Origin of the sequence: Kribbella sp. VKM Ac-2566, assembly GCF_004366005.1 — a bacterium.
Taxonomy (GTDB): Bacteria; Actinomycetota; Actinomycetes; order Propionibacteriales; family Kribbellaceae; genus Kribbella; species Kribbella pratensis.
On the sequence record NZ_SODT01000012.1, the window covers coordinates 650,113 to 666,479 of the forward strand.

General features: G+C 68.3%; 18 protein-coding genes. 6 read left to right on the top strand and 12 right to left on the bottom strand.

The window, feature by feature from the left end; genetic code table 11:
* The first annotated feature begins 66 nt into the window (after positions 1–66).
* Complete coding sequence (locus tag EV647_RS30245; RefSeq protein ID WP_134008929.1) at positions 67–840, top strand: alpha/beta fold hydrolase; 774 nt, start codon at positions 67–69, stop codon at positions 838–840.
* On the opposite strand, the gene EV647_RS30250 is transcribed toward EV647_RS30245, so the two are convergent.
* Positions 804–1,163 carry a DUF427 domain-containing protein gene (locus EV647_RS30250; protein ID WP_238177457.1) on the bottom strand — a complete coding sequence of 120 codons (360 nt, stop codon included), beginning with the start codon at positions 1,161–1,163 and terminating at the stop codon, positions 804–806. The two genes, EV647_RS30245 and EV647_RS30250, sit on opposite strands and share 37 nt — an antisense overlap.
* A gap of 65 nt (positions 1,164–1,228) precedes the next feature.
* The gene (locus tag EV647_RS30255; RefSeq protein WP_134008933.1) at positions 1,229–2,278 is read right to left on the bottom strand and encodes a saccharopine dehydrogenase NADP-binding domain-containing protein; all 1,050 of its coding nucleotides are present in this window, start codon (positions 2,276–2,278) and stop codon (positions 1,229–1,231) included.
* 83 nt (positions 2,279–2,361) lie between these two features.
* Between EV647_RS30255 and EV647_RS30260 the strand changes: the two genes are divergently transcribed.
* Positions 2,362–2,925, top strand: a complete 564-nt coding sequence (locus EV647_RS30260) for a TetR/AcrR family transcriptional regulator (RefSeq protein ID WP_134008935.1) — start codon at positions 2,362–2,364, stop codon at positions 2,923–2,925.
* Here EV647_RS30260 and EV647_RS30265 read toward each other — a convergent pair.
* Genes EV647_RS30265 through EV647_RS30285 form a run of 5 tightly spaced genes read right to left on the bottom strand, consistent with a single transcriptional unit; the run spans position 2,899 to position 6,632 of the window.
* On the bottom strand, positions 2,899–3,669 hold the full coding sequence (locus tag EV647_RS30265) for a metallophosphoesterase (RefSeq protein WP_238177458.1): 771 nt from the start codon (positions 3,667–3,669) through the stop codon (positions 2,899–2,901). The genes EV647_RS30260 and EV647_RS30265 overlap by 27 nt on opposite strands.
* Positions 3,670–3,688: 19 nt before the next feature.
* A complete protein-coding gene (locus EV647_RS30270) occupies positions 3,689–4,924 on the bottom strand; it encodes an Nramp family divalent metal transporter (protein ID WP_134008939.1) in 1,236 nt (411 codons plus the stop codon).
* A 60-nt stretch (positions 4,925–4,984) separates the two neighbouring features.
* Entirely contained in the window at positions 4,985–5,605 is a 621-nt protein-coding gene (locus tag EV647_RS30275) for an SIMPL domain-containing protein (RefSeq protein WP_134008941.1), read from the bottom strand.
* Positions 5,590–6,003 (bottom strand): hypothetical protein, encoded by a 414-nt coding sequence (locus EV647_RS30280; protein WP_202871186.1) that lies wholly within the window; start codon positions 6,001–6,003, stop codon positions 5,590–5,592. The genes EV647_RS30275 and EV647_RS30280 overlap by 16 nt, the downstream gene beginning before the upstream one ends.
* Entirely contained in the window at positions 6,003–6,632 is a 630-nt protein-coding gene (locus EV647_RS30285; RefSeq protein ID WP_134008943.1) for a nucleotidyltransferase domain-containing protein, read from the bottom strand. The genes EV647_RS30280 and EV647_RS30285 overlap by 1 nt, the downstream gene beginning before the upstream one ends.
* Positions 6,633–6,742: 110 nt before the next feature.
* Here EV647_RS30285 and EV647_RS30290 point away from each other — a divergent pair, with 110 nt between their 5' ends.
* Complete coding sequence (locus EV647_RS30290) at positions 6,743–8,362, top strand: AMP-binding protein (RefSeq protein WP_238177459.1); 1,620 nt, start codon at positions 6,743–6,745, stop codon at positions 8,360–8,362.
* Here the strand turns inward: EV647_RS30290 and EV647_RS30295 are convergent.
* A complete protein-coding gene (locus tag EV647_RS30295) occupies positions 8,301–9,488 on the bottom strand; it encodes an MFS transporter (protein WP_134008947.1) in 1,188 nt (395 codons plus the stop codon). The genes EV647_RS30290 and EV647_RS30295 overlap by 62 nt on opposite strands.
* 50 nt (positions 9,489–9,538) lie before the next feature.
* Between EV647_RS30295 and EV647_RS30300 the strand changes: the two genes are divergently transcribed.
* Complete coding sequence (locus tag EV647_RS30300; protein ID WP_134008949.1) at positions 9,539–9,976, top strand: helix-turn-helix domain-containing protein; 438 nt, start codon at positions 9,539–9,541, stop codon at positions 9,974–9,976.
* Positions 9,977–10,052: 76 nt separating this feature from the next.
* Here the strand turns inward: EV647_RS30300 and EV647_RS30305 are convergent, their stop codons facing one another.
* Complete coding sequence (locus EV647_RS30305; RefSeq protein WP_202876355.1) at positions 10,053–10,931, bottom strand: LysR family transcriptional regulator; 879 nt, start codon at positions 10,929–10,931, stop codon at positions 10,053–10,055.
* An 88-nt stretch (positions 10,932–11,019) separates the two neighbouring features.
* Here EV647_RS30305 and EV647_RS30310 point away from each other — a divergent pair, with 88 nt between their 5' ends.
* Positions 11,020–12,183 (top strand): MFS transporter, encoded by a 1,164-nt coding sequence (locus EV647_RS30310; protein WP_134008951.1) that lies wholly within the window; start codon positions 11,020–11,022, stop codon positions 12,181–12,183.
* Here the strand turns inward: EV647_RS30310 and EV647_RS30315 are convergent.
* The 3 genes from EV647_RS30315 to EV647_RS30325 are packed head-to-tail and all read right to left on the bottom strand — an operon-like array spanning position 12,157 to position 14,679.
* Positions 12,157–13,104 (bottom strand): R2-like ligand-binding oxidase, encoded by a 948-nt coding sequence (locus EV647_RS30315; RefSeq protein WP_134008953.1) that lies wholly within the window; start codon positions 13,102–13,104, stop codon positions 12,157–12,159. The genes EV647_RS30310 and EV647_RS30315 overlap by 27 nt on opposite strands.
* Positions 13,101–13,694 carry a TetR family transcriptional regulator gene (locus EV647_RS30320; RefSeq protein WP_134008955.1) on the bottom strand — a complete coding sequence of 198 codons (594 nt, stop codon included), beginning with the start codon at positions 13,692–13,694 and terminating at the stop codon, positions 13,101–13,103. The genes EV647_RS30315 and EV647_RS30320 overlap by 4 nt, the downstream gene beginning before the upstream one ends.
* A 55-nt stretch (positions 13,695–13,749) precedes the next feature.
* Positions 13,750–14,679: a TauD/TfdA family dioxygenase gene (locus tag EV647_RS30325; protein ID WP_134008957.1), complete on the bottom strand. Its 930-nt coding sequence runs from the start codon at positions 14,677–14,679 to the stop codon at positions 13,750–13,752.
* 106 nt (positions 14,680–14,785) lie between these two features.
* Between EV647_RS30325 and larE the strand changes: the two genes are divergently transcribed.
* Complete coding sequence (larE, locus tag EV647_RS30330) at positions 14,786–16,261, top strand: ATP-dependent sacrificial sulfur transferase LarE (protein ID WP_202876356.1); 1,476 nt, start codon at positions 14,786–14,788, stop codon at positions 16,259–16,261.
* The last annotated feature ends 106 nt before the right edge of the window (positions 16,262–16,367 follow it).

Genomic DNA, 16,367 nt, shown 5'->3' on the forward strand with positions numbered 1-16,367 from the left:
TATGTCGAAGCGTCCCGAACGGCTCCGACGTCCTGTACGTCAGCTACGACGACAGAGGAGCAGCAGATGGAGAAAGTCACGTCCGCGGACGGTACGACGATCGCCTACGACCGGCTGGGCAGCGGACACCCGCTGATCCTGGTCGGGGGAGCGCTGTGCGATCGGCACGCGCTCCGGCCGCTGGCCGACGAGCTGGCGAACCACTTCGACGTGGTGACGTACGACCGCCGCGGACGCGGTGACTCCGGCGACAACCCGCCGTACGACGTCCTGCGCGAGGTGGACGACATCGCCGCGCTACTCACAGCCGTCGGCGGTACGGCGGCTCTCTACGGGCACTCGTCCGGTGCGGGACTGGCGGCGATCGCAGCGAGCAGGCTGCCGTTCACCAAGGTCGTGCTGCACGAGCCGCCGTACGGACCGGACGACGTGGACCCGTCGGACGACGGTGAGAAGGTGCTCGAACTGATCCGGAACGGCCAGAACCGGGAGGCGGTCGAGCTGTTCCTGCTGATGACAGGCGTGCCCAAACCCGAGGCGTTGCAGTTTGCCGCTACCCCGGGCCTCGCCGACCTGGCGCCGACGCTCGCCTACGACTTCGCCGTCATGGGCCACGAAGGCACCACCCCGGCCGAAACGCTCCGAGCGATCAAACCGCCGACTCTCGTCATCGCCGGGACGGCGACCGCGCCGTTCATGATCGACGCCGCCCACCGCATCGTTCCGATCCTGCCGAACGCGACACTCACAGAACTACCCGACCAGACTCACGTCGTACCGCCGGAACTCCTCGCCCCGGTGATTCAGGCGATGATCTCGATCGACACCTTGTCGGGGTAGAAGGCGACGTGGTCGCGGATGTCGGCGACCGCGTCGTACGGCTGCTCGTACGTCCAGACCGCGTTCACGCCGTCCGCCCCGGCCGGGAGGAGGCTGTAGTACGACGCGTCACCCTTGTACGGGCAGTAGGTCTGGTGCTCGGTACGCTCGAGCAACGTGAGGTCGATGTCGTCCCGCGGGATGTACTGCACCGCCGGATAGCTCGCCTCCTGCAGCGACAGCGCGTCCCGCGTGTCCGCGATGACCTGGTCGCCGACCTTCACGACCACACGGTCCGGGTTCTTTCCCACGGTGATCGGGTGGTCCGGTCCAGGAATCTTCACAGTCTTCTCCGCCATAACCGCTGACAACCCCGCCCGAGCCGGCGCCATTCCCGGATCGGGCATGATCAGCAGACTGAAATAGTTCCACCAGCGGCCTCTGCGAGTTCGGGGCCGAGGGCGCGGGCTGGTGTGTACGCGCCGGGCCGGCCTTCGCCACGAGCCAGCCGTACGGCGGTTTCCGCTGCGACGCTCGCGGTGAAGTCCATCGCGTCCCCGGTACGCAGCCAGCCCTCCCGCGTCGTCCCGTCGGCCCAGGACACGACCGCGTGTCCCCAGGTGTGCTCACGCGGACGTGGCGCGGGCTTCGCCTCGACCGCCGCCAGCCGTCGTACGGCGAACCGCTGTAGCGGCGCGATCTTCAGCAACGCCCCGGCCACCGGCAGCAACACCCGTACGACGCGTGAACCCGGAATCAACGCGGACGTCGCGACAACAGCCGGCGCACCACTCGACAGCTGCGCCGCCAGCAGTTCGCCGGTGGCAGCCCCGGCGGACTTCGCCGTCTGACCATCTGGCAGCGAGTGCTCGCGCGGATCGGCTCCCAGTCGCGCCGGGACCATCCGACCACCCTCGTAGCGGAGCCCGCCAGTGGTCAGCCCGGAGATGATCGACCGCGCCAGCGCCTCGCCGAGCAGTCCGCCGTCGATCGCCACGGACGGCAGAGCGTCCACCTGCACGTGGCTCGGTGTCGGTCGATCCGTACACAGGTGAGCGACCACCGCCTCGGTTCCCAGCACCCCGAACCCGGCACCTGTCACGAACGTGCTGCCCGCGGCGACGGCGTCGTCGTGCAGCGCCAGCAGCCGCGGCATCGCGACCAGATCGTTGGCCAGGTCAACGTAGTGCCCGCCGGGGAGGCACGCCCGCGCGATCGGCACGGCGGTCTCGGCGTACCCGCCGATCGTGTTCACCACCACGGCCGGCCGGCGGCGGGCGATCTCGGCGGCCGGCTGATCGGTCTCGATCACCTCGACGCCGGCCAGACCCAGCTCGGCGGCGGTCTTGTGGAGCCGTTCGGCGTTGCGTCCGACCAGTACCGGCGTACCGCCGCGCGCCGCGACCTGGGCCGCGATCTCGCGCCCGGTCCGCCCGGTCGCGCCAAGAATCCAGATCATGTCGAGCCTCCTGGGAAGTGATGTCTCAGAGTGTCATCAGCAACGATAACACTCTGAGACATCACTCTTGCTAGACTCCGGGCATGGCGCGATGGGACCCCGGAGCCGAGCAGCGGCTGCGCAAGGCCGCCCTCGAGCTGTACGCCGAGCACGGGTACGACGCGGTGACCGTCAACCAGATCGCCGAGCACGCCGGCCTGACCCGGCGCTCGTACTTCCGCTACTTCCCGGACAAGCGCGAGGTTCTGTTCGCGGGTTCGCAACGCCTGCCCGCGGCCGTGACCGAGGCGATCCGCGCCGTCGACCCCTCGGTTGCACCGTGGCCCGCCGTACTGCAGACCGCCGTCGCAATCGGTGAGTTGCTCGCGGACATGGCCGAGGACACCGACGTACGTCGTGCCGTGATCGCCGCGAGCCCCGAGCTGCAGGAGCGCGAGCGGACCAAGCTCGCATCCGTCACCGCGGCGCTCCGCGAAGGGCTGGAGGAACGCGGGCTGCCGGCGGAGGACGCCGCGCTGATGGCGCAGGTCGGCTCGGCGGTGCTCCAGAACGCGTTCAGCCGGTGGATCGACGCCGGCGGAAAGCGATCGTTCCGGTCCTGCCTGGATGTGGTTGTCGAGTCACTCCGCGGTGAGCTCGACCACTAGGCACGGGCCGCCGTCGAAGGCGCCGCCGTCGATGCCCAGGGCGAGGCCGTCGGCGTACAGGTGCGGGCCGGTGAGGAACTGCGGGTCGATGCCGAGTTGGTCGGCGACGATGCTGTGGCCGTGCACGATCCGGCGGCCGCCGAGGTGCTGCAGGAGGATCCGGGCGACGTCCGGACCGCTCGGGCCGCGGAACGCGTACCGCGACGTCGTCCGGCGCCAGATCTCCCACCACACCTCGATGTCGTCGGAGTGCAGCTCGGCCGCGGCCGTGGAGTTGATCTGGTCGATCGTGTCGCCCCACTCGACGTACTCGGCGGTGTCCGAGTGCATCAGCAACTGGTCGGCGTCCAGTCCGAGCAGCGGCTGGTCGAGCAGCCAGGCGACGTCGTCGTCGGTGAGCAGCTCCTGGTCGCGGTCCTGGCCGCCGTTCAGGGCCCACGAACGCTCGAAGCTGCGCAGCGTGATGCCGTCGTGCGGGACGAACGTGTCGCCGAACTTGTACATCCCGAGCGCGAGGATCTCATGGTTGCCGAGCAGCATCCGGATCGCGCCGTCCGGCGCCTGGTCGATCAGGCCGCGGACGTACCGCAGTACGCCGATGCCGTCCGGGCCGCGGTCGAAGAAGTCGCCGAGGAACCACAGCCGGGTGTCCTCGCCGGCGGTCCAGTTGCCGTCGGCATCGGTGAGACCGGCGGCGTGCAGTGCGGCCGTCAGTTTCTCCAGGTGGCCGTGGATGTCGCTCACGGCGTACACCCGGGTCACGTCATCCCCGCACGGTCAGCACGATCAGTACGACGTTGAGGGCCGTGACGGCGGTGGCTACCAGGCATGCGGCGAGAGTAGTCGCCTTCCGGTTGACGAGGTCGCCCATGACGCGCCGGGAAGCGGTCAATCTCACCAGCGGCCACAGTGCGCAGGGGATGCCGAAGCTCAGCACGACCTGGGAAACCACCAGCGCGCGGCTCGGGTCGATGCCGATCGCAAGGATCAGCAGGGCGGGGATCAGGGTGATCAGCCGCCGGACCGGGAGTGGGACGTGGCGTTTCCAGAAGCCGTCCAGGATCACCGAACCGGCGTATGTCCCGACCGAGGAGGACGCGAAGCCGCTGGCCAGGAGCGCGAGCGCGAACAGCAGGGCCGGTAGCTGGCCGAGCCGGTCGCCGATCGCGAGGTGGGCGGCGTCGAGGGAGTCGGCGCCGCTGCCCTTCAGTGCGGCCGCGGCCAGCACGACCATCGCCAGGTTGACCGCTCCGGCGAGCGCCATCGCGACCGCAACGTCGACCCGGGTGGCCCGCAGGACGCGCGATTTGCCGAGCTCGGAGCGGATGGTCTTCCAGTGCCGGTCGGTGACCAGTGCACCGTGCAGCCAGATCGCGTGCGGCATCACGGTCGCGCCGAGCATTCCGGCCGCGAGCACGAGTGAATCGGTGCCGTCCAGCCGCGGCACGAGGCCGCCGACCACGCCGCTCGCCGATGGGTCCGATTTGGCCGTGGAGACGACGAAGCCGATGAGTACGACGGCGAGCAGGCCGATGATTGCGGCCTCGAACGGTCGTTGGCCGCGCTTCGACTGGTAGATGAGCAGCCCGAACGAGACGATGCCGGTGATCACGCCGCCGATCAGCAGCGGGACGCCGAACAGCAGATTCAGCGCGATCGCGCCGCCGACGACCTCGGCCAGGTCGGTCGCGATCGCCACCACCTCGGCCTGCGCCCACAGCCCGGTCGAGGTCGATCGGCGGAAGTGGTCACGGCACAGCTGGGGCAGGGTCCGGCCGGTCGCGATGCTGGCCTTGGCGGCCAGATACTGCACCAGGACGGCCATCAGGTTGGCGCCGACGACCACCCAGCACAGCAGGTAGCCGTACGTCGCGCCGGCGGCGATGTTGGTGGCGAAGTTGCCCGGATCGACGTACGCCACGGCGGCGACGAACGCCGGTCCGAGCAGTAACAGCCCGGACCGACTCAGTTGCCGCCGGAGCGGCGCCGGTGCATACATGAGAGCAGTCTGTACGACGCCGCCGACAACGCAAGCCCTGTGCTCGATTTGAGACGCGCGTTACGCCCAGGCGAAGTGCACCTGGAGAGAGACGACGACGTTCTGGTCGTCGGGCACGATGTTGATGGCCGAGTCGTACGCCTTGGACGCCGACAGCCGCCGGCTCTCCAGCCCGAGCGGCGCGTGGCCGTGGTTCTCGGAGATCGCGGTCACCGAGCCGAGGGAGAACCCGGCCAGGCCGGCCAGGTGCGCGGCCTTCGTCTTGGCCTGCTGGAACGCCAGCTCCCGGGCCTGGACCAGCAGCTCGGACTTGTCCTCGATGTCGAACTGCAGCCCGTGCAGCGCGAGACTGTTGCCGACAGCATCCACGGCGGCGTTCAGCAGCGCGCCGAAGCCGGTCAGGTCCTTCGTCTCCACCAGGACCGTGTGCGACGCCCGGTACGCCGCGTCCGAGCCAGGCTCCCGGTACTCCTGGAACACGCTCACCGAACTCGTGCCCAGCTGCGACTCCTCGACCCCCTGCGCCCGCAGCGCCGCAATCACCGCGTCCGTACGCTCGCCGACCGTCGCCACAGCGGCCGCGACATCCGGAGCGACCTGCTCGACGCCGAACGTGACACGCAGAATATCCGGCGTACCACTGACCTGCCCTGACCCGACAACACTCACCCCTGTGTCCATAACCGCCAGTCTGGCATCACCCGCAAGTCACCTGGGCATCTCACACTGCAGCATCGACGAGCCGCCCAGTCGATGCTCTTCGCCGCGTCGGCCGCCGACACCGAGCTCGCCTGGTACTGCGACTTCGACTTCAGTTTCAGCAACCGGGACAGCGTCGTACTGCTGTCTCGGCCCGCTGCCCCAGCCCTCTTCAACTCCACAACCGCCTCCGCGTGGTTGTCGGACTTGCGAGCCTGGCCGGTCAGCGCAAGACAGATCGCGTCCTTGGAGTTGATGCCGGAGGTGACGGCGTTCGATGCTGCGGCGTTGTAGAGCTGGAGATCGTTGTTCAGCTCGGCGGCCTCCAGAAACTCCCTGGCCTTCGCCAGGTGTGCCCGGGCGTCGTCGAGTGCGGGCACTAGCCGGCCTTCCGGTTGAGGACTTGGCGGGGTGTGCTGCCGGCAATAGGTACGGCGTCCCTCCGCAGCTCGGTCACCAGGCGCTCGCCGTGGCTGATCAGGTCCTGCACCTCCTGGGCGCTGTATTCGACGACCTCGCACGAGTTGCCGGACCAGAGGGTTGCGTGTGCGGACAGGGTTTCGACCTGCTCGAGCCAGCGAGGATCCGAATCGTCGACGTCGTCAGACCTGACGATCAGGAGGTCGAGATCGCTGTCCGACCCACCCTGTCCGCGCGCGGTCGAGCCGAAGAGCCAGATCGCCTTCGCCGGTACGGCCCACGTCTTGGCCTCTACCTTGATGCGTTCGAGCAGCAACTCCCGCAGCCGTGCGAGTTGATCGATCGCTTGGTATGCCACGTGATCCCGGTTGAGGGTGTAGAGGCGTGCCCGGCCGGCCGGCTCTGCAAGCACGACGCCGTTGCTCACCAGATCATCCAGCACCTTCTGGACGCCGCTCGGGCTGGCCGGTGCCCTCAGTAACCCGGCTACCGCGCGACCGGTCAACGGCCGGTCGGTTCGCGCGAGGACGCCGAGAACCCGGCCGTGTAACCCAGGAACGACGCTCGACATCGGCTCAGGGAACTGCATCTGCACCACCTCCTATGCCCACTTTATCAGGCATATGCCCGCTTTTCAGAACTTAGTTAGCTGGCCCGGCGGACTTGCGGAGGTATCTGGGCGGCGTGAATATGGCAAGCATGAGCCTGCCGTCGTATGCGTCCGGGGTGTCCGAGGTTCCGTTGCTGGGTGAGACGATCGGCGCGAACCTGAGACGCACGATCAGCACGCACGGCGACCGTGAGGCGCTCGTGGAGGTGCAGACCGGGCGGCGCTGGACGTACGACGAGTTCGGCGCCGAGGTCGAACTGGTCGCGCGGGGGCTGATGGCCCGCGGGATCGCGAAGGGTGATCGGGTCGGCATCTGGGCCCCGAACCAGGCCGAATGGACGATCACGCAGTACGCCACCGCGCTGATGGGCGCGATCCTGGTGAACATCAACCCGGCATACCGCACGCACGAGCTCGCCTACGCGCTGAACCAGTCCGGCGTCCGGCTGCTGATCAGCGCAACCGCCTTCAAAACAAGCGACTACCGGTCGATGGTCGAGGAAGTGAAGCCTGACCTCGCCGCCCTCGAGGAGACGATCTACCTCGGCACCGGCGACTGGGACGCCCTGCGCGACGACGCTTCGCGGATCCCTGTCGACGAGCTGCACGCCCGCGAGGCGGAGCTGTCCTTCGACGACCCGATCAACATCCAGTACACCAGCGGTACGACGGGATTCCCGAAGGGTGCGACCCTCAGCCACCACAACATCCTGAACAACGGCTTCTTCGTCACCGAGACGATCGCGTTCACCGCCGAGGATCGCCTGTGTATCCCGGTGCCGTTCTACCACTGCTTCGGCATGGTGATGGGCAACCTCGGCTGCACCACGCACGGCGCGTGCATGGTGATCCCGGGGCCGGCGTTCGACCCGGCCGCGACGCTCAAAGCCGTCCAGGACGAACGATGCACCGGGCTGTACGGCGTACCGACGATGTTCATCGCCGAACTCGGCCTGCCGGACTTCGCGGACTACGACCTGACGTCGTTGCGGACCGGTGTGATGGCGGGATCGCCGTGCCCGATCGAGGTGATGAAGCGCTGCGTCGCGGACATGCACATGGCCGAGGTCGCGATCTGCTACGGCATGACCGAGACATCGCCGGTGTCCACGCAGACGAGGCGGGACGACGACCTGGACCGCCGTACGTCGACCGTCGGCCGCGTGATGCCGCACGTCGAGGTGAAGCTCGTCGACCCGGCTACCGGGCTGGTTGTCGAACGCGGTGAGCCCGGCGAGCTGTGCACCCGCGGGTACTCCGTGATGCTCGGGTACTGGGACGAGCCGGACAAGACCGCCGAGGCGATCGACGAGGCGCGCTGGATGCACACGGGGGATCTCGCGACGATGCGCGAGGACGGGTACGTGAACATCGTCGGCCGGATCAAGGACATGGTCATCCGTGGCGGCGAGAACGTGTACCCGCGGGAGATCGAGGAGTTCCTCTACACGCACCCGTCGATCGCCGACGTCCAGGTCATTGGCGTCCCCGACGAGAAGTACGGCGAGGAACTCTGCGCCTGGATCAAACTCAAGCCCGGCGCGGATCCGCTCGACGCGGAAGCGATCAGGACCTTCGCCACCGGGAAACTCGCGCACTTCAAGATCCCGCGCTACGTCCTGCTCGTCGACGACTTCCCGATGACCGTCACCGGCAAGATCCGCAAGGTCGAGATGCGCGAGAAGTCCGTCGAACTCCTGGGCCTGTGACCCCTCGCGGTGCTCGGCTGAGCGTTGTCAGGACCGAGCCCAGTCCGAAGGCTGTGCCGAGGAGGCAGACGCCGGTCCAGCCGGCGTGTTCGTAGAGCATGGTGGACGCGATCGCGCCGGTGCCGCTGCCGAGTGAGTAGAAGATCATGTAGCCGCCGATGATCCGGCCGCCCGCCTCCGGCCGGAGCGGGTAGATCCGGCTCTGGTTGGTGACGTGCACGGCCTGTACGGCGAGGTCGAGCAGGATCGTGCCGATCGCCAACGCCACCAGGGATCTCGGCGTCCAGGCCGTGACCGCCCAACTCGTTGCCAACAGCACCGAAGCTGCTGTTGTCACGACTCGCCCGTAGCCACGATCCGCGAGTCGGCCGGCCGGACCGGCTGCGAGTGCGCCCGCCGCGCCGATCAGGCCGAACGCACCGATCTCGGTGTGGGACAACGAACGCTCGGACAGCGGCAGGGCGATCGAGCTCCAGAGCGTGGAGAACGACGCGAAGATGAAGAATGCGCGGATCGCGCTCTCGCGGAACAGTCGCTCGCGCCAGAGATCAACGGTCGACCGCAGTAGTTCGCCGTACGTCAACCGAACCCTGGGCTGTGGGGCAGACCGGACGAAGAACATTGTGATTGCAAGGGAGGCGGCGCATGCGATCAGGTAGATGGCTCGCCAGCCAAGGAGGTCCGTGAGGATGCCGGACGCGGTGCGGGCCAGGAGGATGCCGAGCACGATGCCGGTGGTGATGGTGCCGACCGTCCGGCCGCGCTCGGCCGGATCGCTCGGCGCGGCGCCGAGCACGACCAGGGACTGCGCGACGACGGCGAGTGCGCCGACGGCGCCGAGTCCGATCATCAACATCGCGGCGTTCCTGGCCAGAGCAGTGGTGAGCAGCGCAACCGCCAGCAGCAGGAACTGGACCTGGACGAGTCGCCGACGGTCGAGCAGATCGCCCAGCGGTACGAGGAAGAACAGACCGAGGCCGTAGCCGACTTGCGTCACGGTGACGACGACGCCGACCGTCCCGGGCGCGATGCCGAGGTCGCTTCCCATCGTGACGAGGAGCGGCTGGGCGAAGTACACGGTGGCGACCGCGACGCCGGCTGCCACCGCCAGGAGTTTTGGTTGCATGTTGCCACCGTAAGAGGAGTTGGTAGCATGTTGCAACCAGGAGGTGCGGGATGGTCAAGCGGACCAGGTTCGACGGTGAGAGCTGCCCGGTGGCGCGGTCGGTGGATGTGGTCGGCGACTGGTGGTCGCTGCTGATCGTGCGCGACGCGTTCGACGGCAGCCGCCGGTTCGGTGACTTCCAGCGCAGCCTCGGTGTCGCGAAGAACATCCTCAGCGCACGCCTGCGATCTCTGGTCGACAACGGCATTCTCGAGACCGTCCCGGCCGGCGCCCGGCACGAGTACGTCCTGACCGCCAAGGGTGAGGCGCTCTTCCCGGTGATCGTGGCCTTGCGCCAGTGGGGTGAGGCCTTCGCCTTCGAGGCCGGCGAGCCGCACTCACAACTCTTGGACCGCCGCGATCAGCAGCCCCTCCGACCACTCGAAGTACACGCCGCCGACGGCCGCCTGATCACCGCAGCCGACACCGAGGTGCGCAAGGACAGGTAGTGCACCGGCGAGACACCGTACGCACAACCGGATTCCCGCTCAGGTGCACTACCCAGCCGACCGACACCTCCTGTCGTTAGGCCTTCAGGTGTTCGGCGAAGGCCTTGACGGAGGCGGTCTGTTCGCCGCGGCGCCAGACGAGGGCGAGGGCGGAGTCGGGGAGGCCGGTCAGGGGGACCGTGACGATGCCGGCCCGGCCGTTGAGGGCGGCGGTGGGTTGGCAGACGAGCATCGCGCCGCGGTTGGCGGCGATCAGCGACAGGCCTTCCTGCAAGGTGGCGACGTCGGGGCCACGGTGGATGAGCGCGCCGCTGGGTGTCTGGATGGGCGCCTGGGCCTGGCGCCAGTAGCCGGGCGCCGGGCCGGAGAAGGCGATCAGGGTCTCGCCGGCCAGGTCCTCGGCGTCGATCGAGGCCCGGTCGGCGAGCCGGTGCCGCTTGCACACCGCGAGGGTTTGCGGGTGGCGCGAGAAGACCGGACCCACGACCAGATCGTCTTCGGCGACCGGCAGCAGTACGACGGCCGCGTCGACGGTGCCGCGACGGAGCGCCCCGAACGGATCGTTCAGCGGGAGCTCGCAGACGTCGATCAGGCAGTTCGGATTACGCGCCTGGAACGCCGACACCGCTCGGAGCATGTCGTCGTTCGCGGACCCCTGGAACCCGATCCGCAGCTTGCCCTTCACACAGGCCGCGAACTCGCGGGCGTCCTCGACCACCCGCTCCAGAGCGGCGTACGCGGGCCGCAATGACGTCAGGAACTCCTTGCCCAACGGCGTCAGCGCGACCCGACGGCTCGTCCGCTCGAACAACGGCCCGCCGATCCGCCGCTCCAGCGACTGCAGCATTTGGCTGACCCGGCTCTGCGAGAGGTAGAGCCGTTCCGCGGTACGTCCGAAGTGCAGTTCCTCGGACAACACCAGGAAACACTCCAGTTCGCGGATCTCGACAGCCATGACTCCACGATCATCGATTAGCTCAGCTAATACAAGCATGACCACATCGCCGTTGTTCCGCACCACCTTGCGACGGCTCACTGGTGATATGACAACGATCTGCGTCGACCAGTCGGCCACCGACGCGCGGGCCTGGGCCGCGTCCGTGACCATGGCCGCCACGGTCTTCACCGTGGTCACCGCCGAGATGCTCCCGGTCGGCCTGCTCACCCCGATGAGCGACACTCTCCACATCACCGAAGGCACCGCCGGCCTGAGCCTCACCGTCACAGGCATCGTGTCGGCAGTCGCCTCACCTGTCCTCCCGTTGCTGCTCGGCAAGCTCGACCGCAGAACAGTCCTCAGCGGTCTGATGGTCCTGCTCGCCGTCGCCGCGTTCATCGCCGCAACAGCCCCGGTCTATCCGGTCTTCCTCGCAGCCCGCGTCCTGATGGGCATCTCGATCGGCGGCGTCTGGCTCTTCACGGTCAGCCTCGCGCGCCGCGTCGTACCCGAACACGCCGCCGGACCGGCCACCTCACTCATCTTCAGCGGCATCGGAATCGCCTCCGTGCTAGGGATTCCGGCCGGTGCGTACGTCGGTGAACTCGTCGGTTGGCGCTGGGCCTTCGCCGGCGTCGGACTGCTCGCCCTCGGACTAACTGTTGCTCTCAGCACCTTCCTGCCCACCCTGCCCCCGGAGCGTGCAGTCCGGCTGGCCGACGTACGGGAAGTGCTGCAGATCAAGCAGGTGCGCGTAGGGCTGGTCCTCGTCGCGCTGATCGTGACCGGCCACTTCGCGGCGTACACCTATGTTCGCCCGCTCCTCGAGCCGCACACCGGCCCGGCGCTGATCGGCACGCTGCTCCTCGCGTACGGCGTGGCCGGTGTCATCGGCAACTTCCTCACCGGTGCCCTCCGCCCGACCCGCGCTCTCACCGTCATCGCCGGAGGCATCGCCCTGACAGCGCTGGCCATGCCCGTCCTCGGCGCCACCCTCGCCGGATCCCTTGTCCTATTGGTGATCTGGGGCCTCGCGTACGGCGGAACTAGTGTCAGCACCCAGGCGTGGGGACACGCGGCGGCGCCCAGTGCCCCCGAATCATCGTCCGCCGTGCTGGTGGGCATTTACAACGGATCGATCGCACTAGGCGCCTTCACCGGCGGCCAGGTCGCCGACCATCTCGGTACGACGACGGTCACCTGGCTTCCCGCAGTACTGGCGACGGCAGCGCTCGTTGTTCTGCTAGCGAACCGCCGCCAGCGCGGCTGAGTCTTCGTCGCCGAAGTCGTCCTCGAGCTTCTCGGGGGAGTAGTCGAGGTCGATCCCGGCCACGTCCGCGCCGACGGCCGACTCGATCGCGCCGAGCCGGCGGGTGGCGCGATCGCCGGCGTACGTCATCAACGCGGTCGGGTTGATCTCCGGCGGGAGCTCGGGGGAGTTGTCCATCGCCCACTGGATCTGGGTCAGCGCGTGCGGGAGGAGCTCCTCCATCGTGTCGGTGACGACCTTCCAGTTCGACGCGTCACCGGCGACGTGCCGGCGGCAGGTGAAGGTGCCCCACGCCATGTGCCGGCGCTCGTCGTCGCCGATCCGGCGGATCAGCTCCTGCATCCCGGGCAGGACGCCGCGCGCCGTACAGAGCAGGTTCCACGCGTGGTATCCGGTGAGGGCCAGAGTTCCTTCCACCACGTGGTTGTAGGTCACCGACGCGCGGACCTGGTTGGCCGGTGACGGGTCGTCGGCGAGCGACTTGAGCGCGACGGGCAGCGCCTCGTAGAAGATCGCGCGGTAGCCCGGGTTGTTCTCGACGTACCGGTGCAGGTCCTCGGTGACGCCGACGGCGTCCAGCCAGAGCCGGAAGACCGCGGTGTGCTTGGCCTCCTCGAAGCAGAACTGGGTCAGGTACATCTCGTCGCCGAAGCGCCCCTCGGCGGCCATCGCCCGCAGGAACGGCTGCAGGTCCTCGGTCACCGCCTCCTCGCCCGCGATGAACTGCGAGCAGAGCATCAACGCATTGTCCTTGTCGTTGTCGCCCAGCTCCTGCCAGTCCTTGGCGTCCTGGCTGAAGTCGATGTCGCGCGGGTTCCAGAACTTGCGGTTGCCCTTGTCGAACAGCCGCAGCGGCAACGCGTCCCAGTTCAGCCCACCGGCCCGGAGCGAGGTGAAGCCCTGTCTGTGCAGCTCGTTCATACGTGCAACCTCCGTGACTCGGCTAAGAAGGGCGAGAGGACGCGAGCCAACTGCGCCGCCACCACCGCCGGGGGAGGGCCCGGGGTGACGATGTGGCTGATGACGACGCGCAAGGCGACGTCGACGCAGCTGGTCGCGTCCTCCGCCGGCACCTCCGGCCAGTGCTCCCTGACATGGGCATCCAGCCGTAGCTGTGCCAGCTCCAGCACCTGCTGCCCCCGTGTTGTCAGCAGCTGGCTGGCTTGGTCGGATCCCGGCTGGCTCAGCGCCGCCTTGATCAGCGGGTTCTCCCCGGCGAGCGTGAGCGCCCGCTCGACCGCGGCCCGGAGACCGTCGATCGGATCGGACTGCTCGGCGAGCGCCGCGTTCACATCCAGCAGGAACCGTTCGGTCTCGCGTGCCGCGACGGCCTCCAGTACGCCCCACTTGTCGCCGAACTCGTTGTAGACGGTCTGCCGGGACACCCCGGTACGACGAGCCACCTCGGCCATCCGAAGTCCGTCGTACCCACCTGTTTCGATGGCGTCCTGTGCAGCGTCCAGCAACTCGTCACGCAGCCGGCGCTTGGTTCGATCGGCAAACGAGTCCATGCGGATGAGGGTTTACAAAACGGCTCCGGATGTCAAGTGCTCGGACATCGTGTCTTCAGTTGTCAAGTGCGGAGAAGTGCGAGGCGTCGCCCGTCCGCGGCGTACTGCGGACGCCGTCCACGCTGACGGGTACGTCGCCGGCGAGCGTGATCCGGTGCAGCCGGCGGGGGAGGTCGTCGTAGTCGGCGACGCCGTAGTGCTGCGTCGCGCGGTTGTCCCAGATCGCCAGGTCGCCCGGCTGCCACTGCCAGCGGACGGTGTTGTCGAGGTTCGTGACCCGGTTCTGCAGGAGCTGGAACAGCGCGGTCGTCTCGGTGCTGCTCAGTCCGACGAACCGGCGTACGAAATGACCGAGCACGAGCGCGCGCTCGCCCGTCTCGGGATGGACGCGGACCACCGGGTGCTCGGTCTCGAACACCTTCGACTCGAACTGTTTGCGGTGCTCCTCGACCTTCACGTCCACACCGCCGATACGCCCTTCGTCGGCATGCCCGGCGTAGTCGTACTTGTTGCTGTGCACCGCCCACAGGCGATCGACGAGCGCCTGCAGCGACTGCGGCAGCTTCGCGTACGCCGTGACCGTGTTGGCCCAGGTGGTGTTCCCGCCGTACGCCGGGAGCGTGACAGCACGGAGCAGACTGATCGCGGGGATCCGGTCGACGAACGTGACGTCGGTGTGCCAGCTGTTCGCCTTGCTGTAGTCCGAGTCGATCGGCAGGACGTTCGCGGCGCCGTCGAGGCTCTTCGAGGTCGGGTGCGCGAGTGTCGGCGTACCGAGCAACTTCGCGAAGGCGAGCTGGCCGGCGTCGTCGAGGTGGTGCTGGTCGCGGAAGAAGATCACCTTGTGGTCGAGCAGGGCCTGCCGGATCGCGGCGACGGTCTCCGGCGCCAGGTCGCCGTCGAGCTGGACGTTGCCGATCACGGCGCCGATCGCCCCGCCGGCCTTGGTGACAGTGATCTCCGGCGCTTCGAGTTGCGTGGTCATGCGTGCTCCCTCGGGTCGGTTGTTATGTCCCATAATCCAACTGATTTAGTGGACTTAAGCGACGTTTCGGGATGCGGACCGTCAGGCGCTTGTTAGGGTTGGGGACGTGTCAACCGCCGCGATCCAGCCCACTCCCGATACCGCCGACGTCCCGGAACTGGTGGTCGGGTTCGACCTGGACATGACGCTGATCGACTCCCGGCCCGGGATCCAGGCCGTCTGGGACCTGCTGGCCGCGGAGACCGGCGTGCCGATCGACACCGACCTGGTGGTGAGCCGGCTCGGGCCGCCGCTGACCTGGGAGATGGCGAACTGGTTCCCGCCCGAGCAGGTCGAGGCGATGGTCGCGCGGTACCGCGAGCACTACCCGTCGCACGCGATCACGGGCAGCCTGCCGCTGCCGGGTGTGGCCGAGTCACTGGCCGCGATTCGGGCATTGCGCGGGCGGACGATGGTCGTCTCCGCGAAGTACACCCCGTCGGTCCGTCTGCACCTCGAACACCTCGGCCTGGACGTCGACGAGCCGGTCGGCGACCTGCACGGCGCCGAGAAAGGTACGGCGCTGCGCGAGCACCGGGCCACGATCTACGTCGGCGACCACACTGCTGACATCGACGGAGCGCATGCGGCCGGCGCGCTCGCGGTGTCGGTCGCGACCGGCCCGTTCACCGCGGACGAGTTGCGCGCGTACGGCGCCGACGTGGTGCTGAACGATCTGACCGAGTTCCCGGCCTGGCTCGACGAGTACGTGCTCGAGCAGCGGCTCGAAGCGCTCATGCGGCGGCTGTCGACGTACGACAAGATGGTGGTCGCGTTCAGTGGCGGCGCCGACTCGGCGTTCCTGCTCGCGGCGGCGGCGCGGGCGATCGGCCCGGCGAACGTCGTCGCGGCGACGGCAGTGTCGCCTTCGCTGCCGGCCGCGGAGCTCGAGCCGGCGGCGCGGTTCGCGGACACCCTCGGCGTCCGCCACGTCACGCCGCACACACACGAGATGGAGCGCGAGGGGTACCAGGCGAACTCGGGCGCCCGGTGCTACTTCTGCAAGGCCGAGCTGGTCGAGACGCTGCAGCCGATCGCGGACGAGTTCGGAATCACCGCGATCGCGACCGGGACGAACGCGGACGACGCGATCGCCGGCTTCCGGCCGGGGATCCGGGCCGCCTTCGAGCGCGGTGCGCTGACCCCGCTGAAGGACGCGCGGCTGACCAAGGCCCAGATCCGTACGGCGTCGCGCAGCTGGGGACTCGAGACCTCGGACAAGCCGGCCGCGGCGTGCCTGTCCAGCCGGATCGCGTACGGCATCCGGATCACCCCGAACCTGCTCGCCCGCGTCGATCGCGCCGAGCAGACGGTCCGTTCGCGATTGGCGTCGTACGGCGTCCAGAACGTGCGGGTCCGGGACCTCGGGGACAGTGCCTCGATCGAGATCGACGCCGCGCTGCTGGACCAGGTGGACCACGAGTCGCTGGTGAATGCGGTCATGGCCGAAGGTTTCCCGGCGGCGCGGGTGGATCCGCGCGGGTTCCGGTCCGGATCGATGAACGAGCGGCTGCCGGAGCCGGAAAAGTACCGGAACTTGTAAGGGGTGCGGGAAGTCTTCTCGATCAGGTAGTTTCCCGGAGGCGCCGCCGCGCCGGTTCACGTACGCTGGGTTTTCAGTCGCGCTTCGCGCTCGATTGGTTCCGAAC